Origin of the sequence: Limimaricola hongkongensis DSM 17492 (genome assembly GCF_000600975.2) — a bacterium.
Classification (GTDB): Bacteria; Pseudomonadota; Alphaproteobacteria; order Rhodobacterales; family Rhodobacteraceae; genus Limimaricola; species Limimaricola hongkongensis.
In genome coordinates this window covers 195,070-209,005 of record NZ_KK088653.1, presented here as the reverse complement: position 1 = coordinate 209,005, position 13,936 = coordinate 195,070, and the positions used below count along the sequence as shown (strand labels likewise).

Genomic DNA, 13,936 nt, shown 5'->3' with positions numbered 1-13,936 from the left:
GACCGCCACGTGATCCGGCTCGAACGCCGCCCCGAGCCGTCCCGCGCCTGGACGCTGGCCACGCCCTTCGTGGCGGTGGCGCTGACCATGGTGGCGGGCGGGCTGATGTTCGCCATGCTGGGCAAGGATCCGGTCGAGGCGATCCGCACCATCTTCTGGGACCCGCTCTTCGGCGACTTCGCCTCCTATTCGCGGCCCCAGCTTCTGGTGAAGGCCGGGCCGCTGATCCTCATCGCCATCGGCCTGTCGCTCGGGTTCCGGGCCGGGATCTGGAACATCGGGGCCGAAGGGCAATACATTCTCGGCGCGATCTTCGCCGCCGCCACCGGGCTTGCCATCTACCCCGCCGAAAGCTGGATCGTCTTTCCGGCGATGATCGTCGCGGGCGCTCTGGGCGGCATCCTCTGGGCGATGATCCCCGCGCTCCTCAAGGTTCGCTTCGGCACCAACGAGGTGCTGGTCTCGCTGATGCTGGTCTATGTCGCCGAGGCGCTTCTCGCCTCGATGTCGCTGGGGCTGCTGCGCAACCCCGAAGGCATGGGTTTTCCCGGCTCGCGCAACCTCGCGCAATATCCTTCGGCCGCCAATCTCGATCTCATTCCCGGCACCGGCATGCATTGGGGCGTGGCGCTGGCGCTGATCGCGGTGATCGTCGGGCAGGTGGTGATGACGCGCCATCAGCTCGGCTTCCGCGTCCGCCTCGCGGGGCAAAGCCCGCGCGCCGCCGTCTTCGGCGGGGTCAATCCGGGCTGGCTGATCGTCGTCTGCATGGGCATCTCGGGCGGGCTGGCGGGGCTTGCGGGCATGTTCGAGGTCGCGGGGCCCGCCGGACGGCTCAGCATCGACTTCAACGTGGGCTACGGCTTCACCGCGATCATCGTCGCCTTTCTCGGGCGGCTGAACCCGATCGGTATCCTGCTGGCGGGGCTGTTGATGGCGCTGACCTACATCGGCGGCGAGCTGGCGCAGCTGCAGATGAACCTGCCGCTCGCGGCGATCCAGATGTTCCAGGGGATGCTGCTGTTCTTCCTGCTGGCGATCGACCTCATGACCAATTTCAGCTTCCGTTTCGGCCGGAGGGCCACGGCATGAGCAACATCGATCCGATCCTGCTGCTTTCCGCGATCATCGTCGTTGCCACCCCGATCCTGCTCGCCGCGATCGGCGAGCTGGTGGTGGAGCGCGCGGGCGTGCTCAACCTCGGGGTCGAGGGCATGATGATCACCGGCGCGGTCTGCGGCTTCATCGTCGCGACCCTGACCGGCTCGCCATGGCTGGGCTTTGCGGGGGCGGCGCTGGGCGGCGCGCTTTTGTCGATGATCTTCGGCATCCTGACGCAGCTCTTCCTGTCGAACCAGGTGGCCACCGGCCTCGCGCTCACCCTGTTCGGCCTCGGCCTCTCGGCGCTTCTCGGCCAGGGCTATATCGGCGTGAAGGGCCCTTCCGTCCCCGACGTCTACCTGCCGATCCTGCGCGACATCCCGGTGCTCGGCCCGATCCTGTTCCGCCACGACATCATCGTCTATCTCGCGCTCGCCATCGTGCTGGGCGTCTGGGTCTTTCTCGAACGTTCGCGCGCGGGCCGGGTGTTGCGCGCCGTGGGCGAGAACCACGACGCCGCGCATGCGCTGGGCTACAAGGTGGTGCGCGTGCGGCTCATGGCGATCGCCTTCGGCGGCGCCTGCGCGGGCCTGGGCGGCGCCTATCTGAGCCTCGTGCGCGTGCCGCAATGGACCGAAGGCATGACCGCGGGCGCGGGCTGGATCGCGCTTGCCATCGTGGTCTTTGCCAGCTGGCGGCCCGGTCGGCTGGTGCTGGGCGCGTGGCTGTTCGGGGGTGCCACGGCGCTGCAGCTGGCGCTGCAGGCCGCGGGCGGCGTGCAGATCCCGATCGAATACCTTCAGATGGCGCCCTATCTCGCGACCATCCTCGTGCTCGTCATCCTGCGGGCGGGCCGTGCGCCCGGCTCGCTCGGCCGCAGCTTCCACGCCTCCAGCTGAGGCGGAAGAACCATCAACAGGGGACAATGACATGACCTTCAAGACAGTGCTTCTCGGCGCCACCGCCGCAGCCGCCTTTGCCACCGGCGCGATGGCGCAGGACGACAAGACCAAGGTGGGCTTCATCTATGTCGGCCCGGTCGGAGACCTGGGCTGGTCCTACCAGCACGACCAGGGCCGCCAGGCGATCGAGGCCGAATACGGCGACCAGGTCGAGACCGTCTTCGTCGAGAGCGTCCCCGAGGGCCCCGACGCCGAGCGCGTGCTGACCCAGATGGCGCTTCAGGGCGCGGAGCTGATCTTCGCGACCTCCTTCGGCTTCATGGAGTCGGTGATGAATACCGCCCAGAAGTTCCCCGAGGTGAAGTTCGAGCACGCCACCGGCTACCAGCGCGCCGACAACGTCTCCACCTACTCGGCCCGCTTCTACGAAGGCCGCGCGGTGCAGGGCCTGATCGCGGGCGAGATGACCGAGAGCAACGTCATCGGCTATATCGGTTCCTACCCGATCCCCGAGGTGATCCGCGGCATCAACGCGGCCTATATCCAGGCCAAGAAGGTCAACCCCGAGGTCGAGTTCCGCGTGGTCTGGGCCTACACCTGGTTCGATCCGGCCAAGGAGGCCGAGGCCGCCAAGGCGCTGATCGACGCGGGCGCCGACGTGATCCTGCAGCACACCGATTCCACCGCGCCGCAGGCCGCCGCGCAGGAGGCGGGTGACGTCATCACCTTCGGCCAGGCCTCCGACATGCTCGACTATGCGCCGAAGCCGCGCGTCAGCTCGATCATCGACAACTGGAACCAGTATTACGTCGACCGCGTCGGCGCGGTGATCGACGGCTCGTGGCAATCCGAGGACACCTGGGACGGCATCGACAGCGGCATGGTCGAAATCGGCGAGATCACCGATGCCGTGCCCGAGGACGTCAAGCAGGCGGCGCTCGAGCTGAAGGACAAGATCTCGGCGGGCGAGGTCCACCCCTTCACCGGCCCGATCAACAAGCAGGACGGCTCCGCGTGGCTGGCCGAGGGCGAAACGGCCGATGACGGCACGCTGCTCGGCATGAACTTCTACGTCGAGGGCATCAAGGGCGACATCCCGCAATAACCCCCTGCCCGCGCGCGACATGCGAAAGGCCCGCCATTGGCGGGCCTTTCCGTTTCAGGCCTCGACACCGGCCACGCGAGGGCCTTGAGGCGCGCCCCCCGTTTCACCATTCCCCAAATACGCAAATCCCGGCGGCAGGGCCCGTGCCGCCAGGAGCCGTTTCACCCATCCACCCGGATCGTGGCGTTTTTCGGGTCATGGGGGCTGTCCTCGCACACCTCCGCGTCCCACAGCTCGCGGAACATCCGCAGCTTGAGCTTGGTGCCCGGCGTTGCGAGATCGGGGCGGACATAGCCCATGCCGATGGATTTGCCGAAGGCCGCGGACCAGCCGCCCGAGGTCAGCCGCCCGACCTTTTCGCCGCCCGCATAGAGCGCCTCGCGCCCCCACGGATCGGCATCGCCCGGCCCGTCGATCAGCAGCGTCACGCATTTCGAGCGGATGCCGATGGCTTCCATCGCCGCCTTGCCGTGGAATTCCTTGGACAGGTCCACGAAGCGGTCGAGCCCGGCCTCCAGCGGGGTGGCGTCGCGGCCCAGCTCGGTGCCGAAGGCGCGGTAGGATTTCTCCTGCCTGAGCCAGTTCTGCGCCCGCGCACCGACGAGCCTCATGCCCGACGGCGCGCCCGCCTCCATCAGCTTGTCCCACAGGTGGTTCTGCATCTCGATGGGGTGGTGCAGCTCCCAGCCCAGCTCGCCGGTATAGGCGACGCGCAGCGCCCTGACCGGCACCATGCCCAGCTCGATCTCGCGGCAAGACAGCCACGGGAACCGCTTGTTCGACAGCACGGTGGCCGGATCGGCGTCGCGCACCAGCCGGTTCAGCACCTCGCGCGAGCGCGGGCCCGCGATGGCGAGAACGCCCCATTGGGTCGTGACGTCCTGCACGTCGATGCGGCCGAACTCGCCTTCCTTGTCCTCGACCGCCTTGCGCAGGTAGTCGGCGTCATAGGCGCTCCACGCCCCTGCCGAGACGAGGTAGAACCGGTCCTCGGCCAGCCGCACGATGGTGTATTCGGTGCGCGTGGTGCCCGCATCGGTCAGCGCGTAGGTGAGGTTGATGCGCCCCACCTTGGGCAGCTTGTTGGTGGTGAACCAGTCGAGGAAGGCCGCGGCCCCCGGCCCCTTCACCTCGTGCTTGGCGAAGGCCGTGGCGTCGATCAGGCCGACGCCTTCGCGGATCGCCTTTGCCTCGGCGGCGGCGTATTCCCACCAGCCGCCGCGCCGGAACGAGCGGGCGTCGTGGTCGAAGCCCTCCGGCGCATCGACCGGGCCGTAGTAGTTGGGCCGCTCCCAGCCATTGACCTGCCCGAACTGCGCGCCCGCCGTCTTCTGCCGGTCATAGGCGGGCGAGGTGCGCAGGGGCCGCGCCGCCGGCCGCTCCTCGTCGGGGTGGTGCAGGATATAGACGTGCTCGTAGGCCTCCTCGTTCTTGGCCACGGCGTAGTCGGTGGTCATCCAACCGCCGAACCGCTTGGGGTCGAGGCTCGCCATGTCGATCTCGGCCTCGCCCTCGACCATCATCTGCGCGAGGTAATGCCCCGCGCCACCGGCGGCGGTGATGCCGAAGGAGAAACCTTCGGCCAGCCACATGTTGCGCAGGCCGGGCGCGGGGCCGATCAGCGGGTTGCCGTCGGGCGTGTAGCAGATGGGCCCGTTGAAATCGTCCTTCAGCCCCACCGTCTCCGACGACGGAATCCGATGGATCATCGACATGTATTCCTCCTCGATCCGGTCGAGATCGAGCGGGAACAGGTCGGCGCGGAAGCTGTCGGGCACGCCGTAAGGGAAACGCGCGGGGGCATTGCGCTCGTAGGGCCCGAGGATCCATCCGCCGCGCTCTTCGCGCACGTACCACTTGGCATCGGCGTCGCGCAGCACGGGGTGCTGCTCGTTTGTCTTGCGCCATTCGACCAGCGCCGGGTCGGGCTCGGTGACGATGAACTGGTGTTCGACCGGGATGGCGGGGATCTTGATGCCCAGCAGACGCGCAGTGCGCTGCGCGTGGTTGCCGGTGGCGGTGACGACATGCTCGGCGGTGATGACCTGTTGTTCGTCCGAAGGGACGAGGTTGCCGCCCTTCTCGACCATCTTGGTCACCGTCACCCGCCATTCCGAGCCGGTCCAGTCGTAGCCGTCGACCTGCCACTTGCGCTCGATCGAAACGCCCCTCTGCCGCGCACCCTTGGCCATCGCCATGGTGACGTCGGCGGGGTTGATGTAGCCGTCGGTGGGATGGCAGATCGCGCCTTCGAGGTCGTCGGTGCGCACCAGCGGCCAGCGCTCCTTGATCTGCGCGGGCGTCATCCATTCGAACGGCACGCCGACCGTCTCGGCGGTCGAGGCGTAGAGCATGTATTCGTCCATGCGCGCCTTGGACTGCGCCATGCGCAGGTTGCCGACGACGAAGAAGCCCGCGTCGAGCCCGGTCTCCTGCTCCAGCGTCTTGTAGAGCTTGATCGAGTGGTCGTGGATCCATGTGGTGGCGTAGGACATGTTGAAATAGGGCAGCAGACCGGCGGCGTGCCATGTCGAGCCCGAGGTCAGTTCGTCGCGCTCGAGCAGCATGACGTCCTGCCACCCGGCCTTGGCGAGGTGATAGGCGATCGAGGTGCCGACGGCGCCACCGCCGACGACAAGGGCTTTCACATGGGTCTTCATCGGGCGGTCTCCGCGGCTGGCCTGTCCGCACCATCGCGCGAATCCGCGAAACGGTGCGAAGCCCGGCGACATCTCGCGCGCCGAATGCGACAAGCCCGGCCCCGGGCCAGGGAAACTCTGGACAGGCACGGGGGCTGCGGCCTCAATGGAAGCAGCGCGCAGGGCAACCGCGGGGGAGACAGGCCATGAAGACGCTGGACGTCGCCGAGGCGGCGCGGATCATCGAAGCCATGGGCGGCGGGATCACGGGGCCAGACGTGGTCGAGACCATCGACCTCAAGGGCGTGCAGGCGGCGATGCTCAAACGCGGCATCCTCTACATCGCGGGCACCAACGAATTCTCGGACTGGTTCGAGTTCAACTTCGACTTCATCCACGACCGCGCGCCCGACGCGCATGGCTTTCGCATGGCCGCCGGCGACAGCGGCGCGTTGTGGCATGCGGGGTTTCTCGAACATGCGCGGATCGTCTTTGCCTTTGCCAAGCCGCAGAAGCCCGCCTTCATCATCGGCCATTCGCTGGGCGGCGCCTCGGCGCAGATCGTCGGTGCTTCGCTCGGGGTGCCGAGCCTCGCCTTCGGCAGCCCGCGCACCCATCTGGGGTCCGCACCCTTCGCCAAGGAGGGCTTCGTGCTCAACATCTGCCGCACCGACGATACGCTGTGCCACCTGCCGCCGCGCTTTTTCGGCTTTCGTCATATCGGCAGCGTCCATTGGCTCAGCCCGCCCGCGGGCGAGGTCGAGGAGGGCCACTCGATCGGCAGCTATGCCGATCTGCTCGAACAAGGCCCCCTGCCTGCGACATTTCCGGCAAGCTGGCCGCCCACGGCCTGAGCGCGGCCTGTTGTAAGGCCCTCTTCTCCCCCGTAAAAGACGGCAACCTTCCGGGAGGACATCCATGCAGCTCTGCCGCAGCATTGCCGCCATCCGCGACGCGGTCGCGGGATTTCGCGCCGAAGGCCACAGCGTCGGACTGGTCACGACCATGGGCGCGCTGCATGACGGGCATATGAGCCTGATCGCCGCCGCAAAGCGCGATCACGCCCGCGTCGTGGCGACGATCTTCGTCAACCCGACGCAGTTCGGCGATCCGGCGGATCTCGACAACTACCCGCGCACCGAGGCGGCCGATCTCGCCATGCTCGAAGCGGCGGGCTGCGACGCGGTGCTGATCCCGCGGGCGGATGAAATCTACCCCGAGGGCTGTGAGACCATCGTCGAGACGCAAAACCTCGCGGTGCGGCTACACGGCGCGGTGCGGCCCGGCCATTTCCGGGGCGTCGCCACCGTCGTCACCAAGCTGTTCAACATCACCCGCCCCGACGCCGCCTATTTCGGCGAGAAGGATTACCAGCAATTGCAGGTGATCCGCCGAATGACGCGCGACCTGCACATGGGCATCGAGATCCACGGCGTGCCGACGCTGCGCGAGGCGGACGGGCTTGCCATGTCGTCGCGCAATGTCCGGCTGACGCCCGAGGACCGCATCGCCGCGCTGTGCCTGAGCCGTGCGCTCGACCGCGCCGAGCGGGTCGCGGCAGAGGGCGGCAGCCCGCGGTCGATCGATGACGCGATCCGCGCATGCCTCGCCGACGAGCCGCGCGCCACGCTCACCGGGCTCGACATCGTCGCGCCCGAAAGCCTCGCGCCGCTGCGCCAGGCGCCGGACGCGCCCCTGTCCGAACCCATTGCCATCATGATCTCGGCCCAGTTCGGCGAGGTCCTGTTGATCGATCAAAGGGAGATCACCCCATGAGCAGCCAGACCGAGACGGTCCGCCGCGTCACCGTTCCGCAGATCGCGCGCCGCAAGGGCGGCGAGCCGATCGTGTCGCTGACATCCTACCACGCGCATACCGCCGCCATCGTCGACCGCTATGCCGATTTCATCCTCGTGGGCGATAGCCTCGGCATGGTGATGCACGGCATGGAGAGCACGGTCGGTGTCTCGCTCGAGCTGATGATCATGCATGGCCGCGCCGTGGTGCGCGGCACGAAAAAGGCGCTGATCGTGGTCGACATGCCGTTCGGCACCTACGAGGAAAGCCCGGCGGTGGCCTTTCGCAACGCCGCGCAGATCATGAAGGAAACCCAGTGCGGCGCGGTCAAGCTCGAGGGCGGCGCCCGCATGGCCGAGACGATCCGCTTTTTGACCGAGCGCGGCATCCCGGTGATGGCGCATATCGGCCTGACCCCGCAGTCGAGCCACGTCATGGGCGGCTTCAAGACCCAGGGCCGCGACGAGGAGACCTGGGAGTCGCATCTGGAGGATGCGCGCGCCGTGGCCGAGGCCGGGGCCTTTGCCGTGGTGCTCGAAGGCATGGTCGAGCCGCTGGCCGCCAAGATCACCAAGGCGGTGGAGATCCCGACCATCGGCATCGGCGCGAGCGCGGAATGCGACGGCCAGATTCTCGTGCTCGAGGACATGCTGGGGCTAAACCCGTGGACGCCGAAATTCGTGAAGGTCTATGGCCAGCTCGGCCCGATGATCGAAGACTCGGTCAAACGCTATGCCGAGGACGTGAAGTCACGCGCCTTTCCGACCGAGGACGAGATATATCGTTGAGGTAACCCTCTGAAGGAGCAGACATGTTCAACCGCCGCACCCTGATCGCCGTCGGCCTTGCGGGGCTGCTTGCCGCCTGCGGCACGCCCGATCCGAACCCGCTGTCGCGCGCCGCGCGCGGCGAGATGCAGCTTGCCGATATCGTGGTGACGGCCGAAGGCGCGGGCTTTGAAAGCGGTGCTGCGCGCGATTACACCAGCCGCATCGCCCCCGATCTCGACGCGGCGCTGTCGCGCGAATTCGCCGACCGGCTGAACCGCGGCGGAAAGTGGAAGATGATGGTGGAGGTGTCGCGGCTTAACCTCGCGGGCGGCACCTCGACGGCGCTGGGCCGGGACCAGTCGCGGCTGTCGGGCGCGGTGCGGGTGATCGATCCGGCGGGCGCGCTGCGGGCCAGCTACACGATCCAGGTGCTGGCGGGCGAAGCCGCCGAAAGCCGCACCGGCACGCTGGTCGGTGCTGTCGCCAATTCGGCGCGCGGCTATTACCGCGAGCTTCTGACGGGTTTCGCGCGCGACGCGCGGCTGCAGATCCTTGGCGGCGATCTTCCCGGGCAGCGGCTGGTGCGGCGCATTTCCAACTGACCGGACCTGGCCGGTCAGACGTTCAGCGGCCCGCCATCTCTGGGCCGCCGGCGGCCCCGCGATTGCAGGGCATGGGCCGTCGCGGCATAGGCGCCCAAGGCCCCGAACAGCACCATCAGGATCCGCGCGCTGCCCAGCGTCTCCGGCGTGCCGGCGCCAAGACAGGCCAGCCCCGACAGGGTGGCGAGCGCGATGAATGCGATAGCCCAGTTGCGCATGTGACGACGATTCCCGTTTGCTCCAGTCGCGCTTGCAACGCGGTCGCTCCGGCGCGGGTTCCGCAGGGTCGCTGTGGTTCAAGGATCGCGTCGCGTCACGAATTCGGGAGGAGTCGCGCCGCGATCACAGGGCCGGGCGCTTCTTTACCCGGCTGCGCCCTTGCGCTTTTCCCGCCCATGGCTTCATGACACTGTGCCGGGACCGGGTGCTGCGCGACACGCGCCCCTTTCGGGCCACGGGCCCCGGCATCGGGACCAGACGAACAGGGCGCGGATGACGCATTTCGGACATATCGTGACATTGCTGCTGGCCTTTGCCGCGCAACCGCTGCTCGCACAGGAGACGGACCCGGCCCGCCCGCGGCTCCGCCCGTCCGCCCCTGCCCCCGCTCCCACTCCAGAATCCGAGGCTCCGGCCCCCGCGATCCCGCCCGCGCCGACCGCCCCCGGCGAAATCGCGATTCCCGCAGGCCCCGCACGTGGCCCGGAAACGAACCTGCCGCTGCCGCGCTTCGTGTCGCTGTCGACCGGGCGCGGCAACGTGCGGCGCGGCCCGTCGCTGTCGCACCGGATCGACTGGGTGTTCCTGCGCCGCGACATGCCGCTGCAGGTGACCGCCGAATACGGTCATTGGCGCCGGGTCACCGACCGCGAAGGTGTCGGCGGATGGATGCATTACGCGATGCTGTCGGGGGTGCGCACCGTGATCGCCGATGCCGAGATGCTGCCGCTGCGCGCCCGTCCGAACGCGGAGGCCAGCATCGTCGCGCAGCTCGAAGGCGGCGTGGTGGCGCGGTTGGGCGAATGCGAGCCCGAATGGTGCCGCCTCACCGCCGGCGGCTACAAGGGCTGGGCCCCGAAATCGCTGATCTGGGGCGTGGCGCCCGACGAGATCCGGGACTGATCGCATGGCCGCGCGCGGGCATGACGACCGGCTGAACCTCTCGGCCGGGGTGGCCTCCGTTTCGGTGGCGCTGCTGCTGATCGCGGCCAAGCTCTGGGCGCTGTTCCAGACCGGCGCGCTGTCGGTCGCGGCGACGCTGGCGGATTCGGCGCTCGATCTCGCGATGTCGCTCGGCGCGCTCGCCGCCATCGCCTATGCCGCCCGGCCCGCCGATGACGACCACGCTTTCGGCCACAGCGCCGCCGAGGATCTCGCGGCGCTGGGGCAGTGCCTTTTCATCCTCGCCTCGGCGGCGCTGATCGGCGGCGCGGGGGCGCAGCGTCTGGCCCACCCCGCCGAGATGGTCCCGACCCAGCAGGGCGCGGGCATCGCGGTGATGGGCCTGTCGATCGCGCTCACCCTCGCGCTGGTGGGCTGGCAGCGCCATGTGGCGCGGGCCACCGGCAACCGGGTCGTGGCGGCGGATTCTCTGCATTACATCGGCGACCTGGTGCCGGCGCTGGGCGCGATCGGGGCACTGTGGGCCTCGCGCCGCTACGGGTTGAACTGGATCGATCCGGTGGTGGCGATCGGCGCGGCGCTCCTGATGGCGGGCGGCGCGCTCAAAATCGGGCGCGGAGCGTGGGACGCGCTGATGGACCGGGCGGTGGATGACGACATGGTCGCGGGGATCGAGACCATCGCGCGCGATTTTCCAAAGGTGCGCGGCCATCACGATCTGCGCACCCGCCGTTCGGGGAGCCGGGTCTTCGTGAACCTGCATGTGGAGCTCGATGGCGGGCAAAGCCTGCACGAGGCGCATGCGATCGGCGCGGCGCTCAAGCGCGCGATTCTCGCGCGGTATCCGCATGCCGACGTGATCATCCACAAGGACCCGGTCTGAGCACGCGCGCGTCTTGGCCGGAACGGCGCCCGCACATGCTACGTTGGCCCCAGCATCACAGCCATCGCAGAAAGGATGTCCATGTCCATCACGCTTGAAACGCTCGAAGGCCGCCTGCTGGCGCAGCGCAAGGTGCTGGCCCGGCTCGTGGCCGCGCTCGACGGCCCGGCGGGCGACGAGCTGCGCGACTATGTCCGCGACCGCAGCCACATGATCGCCGACGAGGAGGATCCCGGCGCCGTCCCCGGCGAGGGTCTGTCGATCGAAGGCGCGCTCGCCGACGAGATGCACCACATCTCCGAAGCCGCCGAGGCGCACCGCAAGGCCAGCTGAACCGCGCTCTTGCCGCGACACGAAAAAAGGGGGGCGCGGATCACCGCGCCCCCCTTTCCCGGTTCAGGATGCCGATCCGCTCGGGATCAGTTCCAGAAGCCTTCGTCCACACCTTCGAGCGATTCCAGCTCTTCCTCGCTCAGGCGGGTGACGATCGCATAGGTCTTGTCGTCGACCGCCACGAGGCGCACGTCGCCGGTGGGCAGCATCACGTGCTTGTCGGCGATGTCGAGAAAGCCGCCGACCTCGGCCACGACGCCGATCATCTGGCCGTCGCGCGACAGGACGACATCTTCGATCTCGCCGATCTCGTTCCAGTCCGCGCCAAGCTCGTCATAGGCGCCGACGGTGTCCCAGCCTTCGTCATCGGCCTCGTTCAGGGTGTAGATCGCGCCACCGGTGATGTCGCGGCTGCGGATCAGGTCGCCCTGCATGGCGGCCATGTCGGCGCTGGTCATGGCCGGGGTTTCCGCCATGGCGTGGCTTTCGGCCAGCGCGCCGGTGGCGGTGACGGAGAGGGCGAGAGCGCTTGCGGTGAGCAGTTTCATCGTGCGTTCCTTTCAATCGTTCCGTGTTGCCCATTCAACGGATCGGGCGGACAGGAGTTCCTGAATCCGTCCCGATCGTCGCTTCTCCCGGCGTCAAGTCAGGCCGCCAGCCCGCGTCCTTTCAAAAGCGCCGCAACGGTCGGGGTGGTGCCCCGGAACCGCTCGTAGAGCAGGCCCGCCTCCTCCGATCCGCCGCGCGAAAGCACATGCGTTTCAAGCTTTTGCGCCGTGCCTGGATCAAAGGGATCGCCCGCCTCGCGGAACGCTTCGAAGGCGTCGGCATCCATCATTTCGGACCACAGGTAGCTGTAATAGCCCGCAGCATAGCCATCACCCGAAAAGACATGCGCGAAATGCGGTGTCGCGTGGCGCATGACGATGGCGCGCGGCATGCCGATCTGTTCGAGCACCTCCGCCTGCCGTTGCATCGGGTCGGCTGGCGCGGGCCCGCAGTGGAACTCCAGATCGACGATGGCCGAGGACGCCTGCTCGACCGTGGCGAAGCCCTGGTCGAAATTGGCCGCCGCCAGCATCTTTTCCATCAACGCCTCGGGCATCGGTTCGCCGGTTTCGGCATGGGTGGCGAATTCGCGCAGCACCTCGGGGACTTCGAGCCAGTGCTCGAAAAGCTGGCTCGGCAGCTCCACGAAATCGCGCGCGACCGAGGTGCCCGAGATGCTTTCATAGGTCACGTCGGACAGCATCTGGTGCAGCGCATGGCCGAATTCGTGAAACAGCGTGCGCGCATCGTCGAAGGACAGAAGCGCGGGCTCGCCCGCATCGGGTTTCGCGAAGTTGCAGACATTGAGCACGAGCGGCCGCACGTCGCGCCCGCCCATGCGGTGCTGGTCGCGCATCGTGGTGCACCACGCGCCGGACCGCTTGGAGGGCCGGGCGAACCAGTCGCCGACGAAAACGGCGAGATGCGCGCCACCCCGCGTGATCTCGAAGGCGCGCGCGTCCGGGTGGTAGACCGGCGCCTCGATCTCGCGCGCCTCGATCCCGAACAGGCGATGGGCGACGGAAAACGCCGCTTCGATCATCCGGTCGAGCTGCAGATAGGGTTTGAGCGTGCCGTCATCGATCTCGTGCTCGGCCTTCCGGCGCGCTTCGGCATAGTAGCGCCAGTCCCACGGCTCCAGAGGCCCCTCATGACCATCCGCGTGCAGCATGTCCTCGTAGATCGCGGCATCCGCGTTCGCCGCCGCCCGCGCCGGGCTCCAGACCGCGTGCAGCAACTCGCGCACCGCCTCGGGCGTGCCCGCCATCTCGGTCTCGAGCTTCCACGAGGCATAGTCGTCATGCCCCAAGAGCTTCGCGCGCTCCTCCCGCAGCTTCAGCGTCTCGGCGGCGATGGCGCGGTTGTCGGTCTCGCCGCCCTTCATGCCGCGCGCGGTCCAGGCCTCGAAGGCCTGTCTCCGAAGCGCCCGGTTCGGCGAATATTGCAGGAACGGCACCACGAGCGAGCGCGACAGGGTGACCACCGGCCCGGTCTCGCCCCCGGCCGCCTTGGCGGCGGAGCGCAGCCCGGCCGGCAGATCGGCGAGGTCTTCTGGTGACAGCGGCATGGTCCAGTCAGATTCGTCGGCCAGCAAGTTCTGCGAGAACTGCGTGCCCAGAACCGAAAGCCGCGCGCGGATCTCGGCCATGCGTTCGGCCTGCGCACCCTCCAGCTCGGCCCCGGCCCGCACGAAGCGGCGACGGGTCAGCATCAGCACCCGCGCCTCTTCCGGCCCGAGATTCAGCGTCTCGCGCGATTGCCAGAGCCTGTCGATCCGCTCGAACAGCGCCCGGTTGCCGATCACCCATGACATGTGGGCCGAGAGCATCGGCGCAAAATCGCGCTGCAACGCCTGACGCGCGGGCGAGCTGTCGGCGCCGGCCATGGCGTAAAAGGCGCCGAGCACCCGGCCCAGCCCCTCGTCCGACATTTCCAGCGCGGCGATGGTGTTGGCGAATGTGGGCGCTTCGGGGTTGGCGGCGATGGCCTCGACGGCCTCGCGCGCCTCGGCGAGGACCGCCTCGGCGGCGGGCATCCAGTGCTCGTCCTCGATGCGGTCATAGGGCGGCAGGCCGAAGGGCGTGTCCCAAGGCTCCAGTAGCGGATTGGTCATGCGGGTCTCCTTTGCGGGAA

14 protein-coding genes are annotated in these 13,936 nt (G+C 68.2%); 10 read left to right on the top strand and 4 right to left on the bottom strand.

From position 1 onward, the window contains the following. The first annotated feature begins 9 nt into the window (after nt 1–9). The 3 genes from LOKHON_RS11545 to LOKHON_RS11535 are packed head-to-tail and all read left to right on the top strand — an operon-like array spanning nt 10 to nt 3,108. The gene (locus LOKHON_RS11545) at nt 10–1,092 is read left to right on the top strand and encodes an ABC transporter permease (RefSeq protein ID WP_017929303.1); all 1,083 of its coding nucleotides are present in this window, start codon (nt 10–12) and stop codon (nt 1,090–1,092) included. Continuing rightward, entirely contained in the window at nt 1,089–2,000 is a 912-nt protein-coding gene (locus LOKHON_RS11540) for an ABC transporter permease (RefSeq protein ID WP_017929302.1), read from the top strand. Before LOKHON_RS11545 ends, LOKHON_RS11540 begins: the two co-directional genes overlap by 4 nt. 31 nt (nt 2,001–2,031) lie before the next feature. After that, on the top strand, nt 2,032–3,108 hold the full coding sequence (locus LOKHON_RS11535) for a BMP family ABC transporter substrate-binding protein (protein ID WP_017929301.1): 1,077 nt from the start codon (nt 2,032–2,034) through the stop codon (nt 3,106–3,108). 161 nt (nt 3,109–3,269) lie between these two features. On the opposite strand, the gene LOKHON_RS11530 is transcribed toward LOKHON_RS11535, so the two are convergent. Beyond that, on the bottom strand, nt 3,270–5,768 hold the full coding sequence (locus LOKHON_RS11530; protein ID WP_017929300.1) for a GcvT family protein: 2,499 nt from the start codon (nt 5,766–5,768) through the stop codon (nt 3,270–3,272). 185 nt (nt 5,769–5,953) lie between these two features. Here LOKHON_RS11530 and LOKHON_RS11525 point away from each other — a divergent pair, with 185 nt between their 5' ends. The 4 genes from LOKHON_RS11525 (at nt 5,954) to LOKHON_RS11510 (ending at nt 8,916) form a co-directional block, all read left to right on the top strand. Beyond that, a complete protein-coding gene (locus LOKHON_RS11525; protein WP_017929299.1) occupies nt 5,954–6,601 on the top strand; it encodes an alpha/beta hydrolase family protein in 648 nt (215 codons plus the stop codon). Between the two features lie 64 nt (nt 6,602–6,665). Next, a complete protein-coding gene (gene panC / locus LOKHON_RS11520; RefSeq protein WP_017929298.1) occupies nt 6,666–7,523 on the top strand; it encodes a pantoate--beta-alanine ligase in 858 nt (285 codons plus the stop codon). Then, nucleotides 7,520–8,332 (top strand): 3-methyl-2-oxobutanoate hydroxymethyltransferase, encoded by an 813-nt coding sequence (gene panB / locus LOKHON_RS11515; RefSeq protein ID WP_017929297.1) that lies wholly within the window; start codon nt 7,520–7,522, stop codon nt 8,330–8,332. The genes panC and panB overlap by 4 nt, the downstream gene beginning before the upstream one ends. Nucleotides 8,333–8,355: 23 nt before the next feature. Continuing rightward, on the top strand, nt 8,356–8,916 hold the full coding sequence (locus LOKHON_RS11510) for a hypothetical protein (protein ID WP_017929296.1): 561 nt from the start codon (nt 8,356–8,358) through the stop codon (nt 8,914–8,916). 14 nt (nt 8,917–8,930) lie between these two features. Here the strand turns inward: LOKHON_RS11510 and LOKHON_RS11505 are convergent, their stop codons facing one another. Next, nucleotides 8,931–9,134, bottom strand: coding sequence for a hypothetical protein (locus LOKHON_RS11505; protein ID WP_017929295.1), 204 nt, complete (start codon nt 9,132–9,134; stop codon nt 8,931–8,933). Between the two features lie 274 nt (nt 9,135–9,408). Between LOKHON_RS11505 and LOKHON_RS11500 the strand changes: the two genes are divergently transcribed. The 3 genes from LOKHON_RS11500 to LOKHON_RS11490 all read left to right on the top strand — a co-directional run bounded on the left by LOKHON_RS11500 (nt 9,409) and on the right by LOKHON_RS11490 (nt 11,254). Further along, nucleotides 9,409–10,038, top strand: a complete 630-nt coding sequence (locus LOKHON_RS11500; RefSeq protein WP_017929294.1) for an SH3 domain-containing protein — start codon at nt 9,409–9,411, stop codon at nt 10,036–10,038. 4 nt (nt 10,039–10,042) lie between these two features. Further along, nucleotides 10,043–10,921, top strand: a complete 879-nt coding sequence (locus LOKHON_RS11495) for a cation diffusion facilitator family transporter (RefSeq protein ID WP_017929293.1) — start codon at nt 10,043–10,045, stop codon at nt 10,919–10,921. Between the two features lie 81 nt (nt 10,922–11,002). Further along, entirely contained in the window at nt 11,003–11,254 is a 252-nt protein-coding gene (locus LOKHON_RS11490; protein ID WP_017929292.1) for a hypothetical protein, read from the top strand. An 86-nt stretch (nt 11,255–11,340) separates the two neighbouring features. On the opposite strand, the gene LOKHON_RS11485 is transcribed toward LOKHON_RS11490, so the two are convergent. Both LOKHON_RS11485 and LOKHON_RS11480 read right to left on the bottom strand, forming a co-directional pair. After that, nucleotides 11,341–11,802, bottom strand: a complete 462-nt coding sequence (locus LOKHON_RS11485; RefSeq protein WP_017929291.1) for a PRC-barrel domain-containing protein — start codon at nt 11,800–11,802, stop codon at nt 11,341–11,343. Nucleotides 11,803–11,900: 98 nt separating this feature from the next. Continuing rightward, nucleotides 11,901–13,916, bottom strand: coding sequence for a M3 family metallopeptidase (locus LOKHON_RS11480; RefSeq protein WP_017929290.1), 2,016 nt, complete (start codon nt 13,914–13,916; stop codon nt 11,901–11,903). Nucleotides 13,917–13,936: the final 20 nt, after the last annotated feature.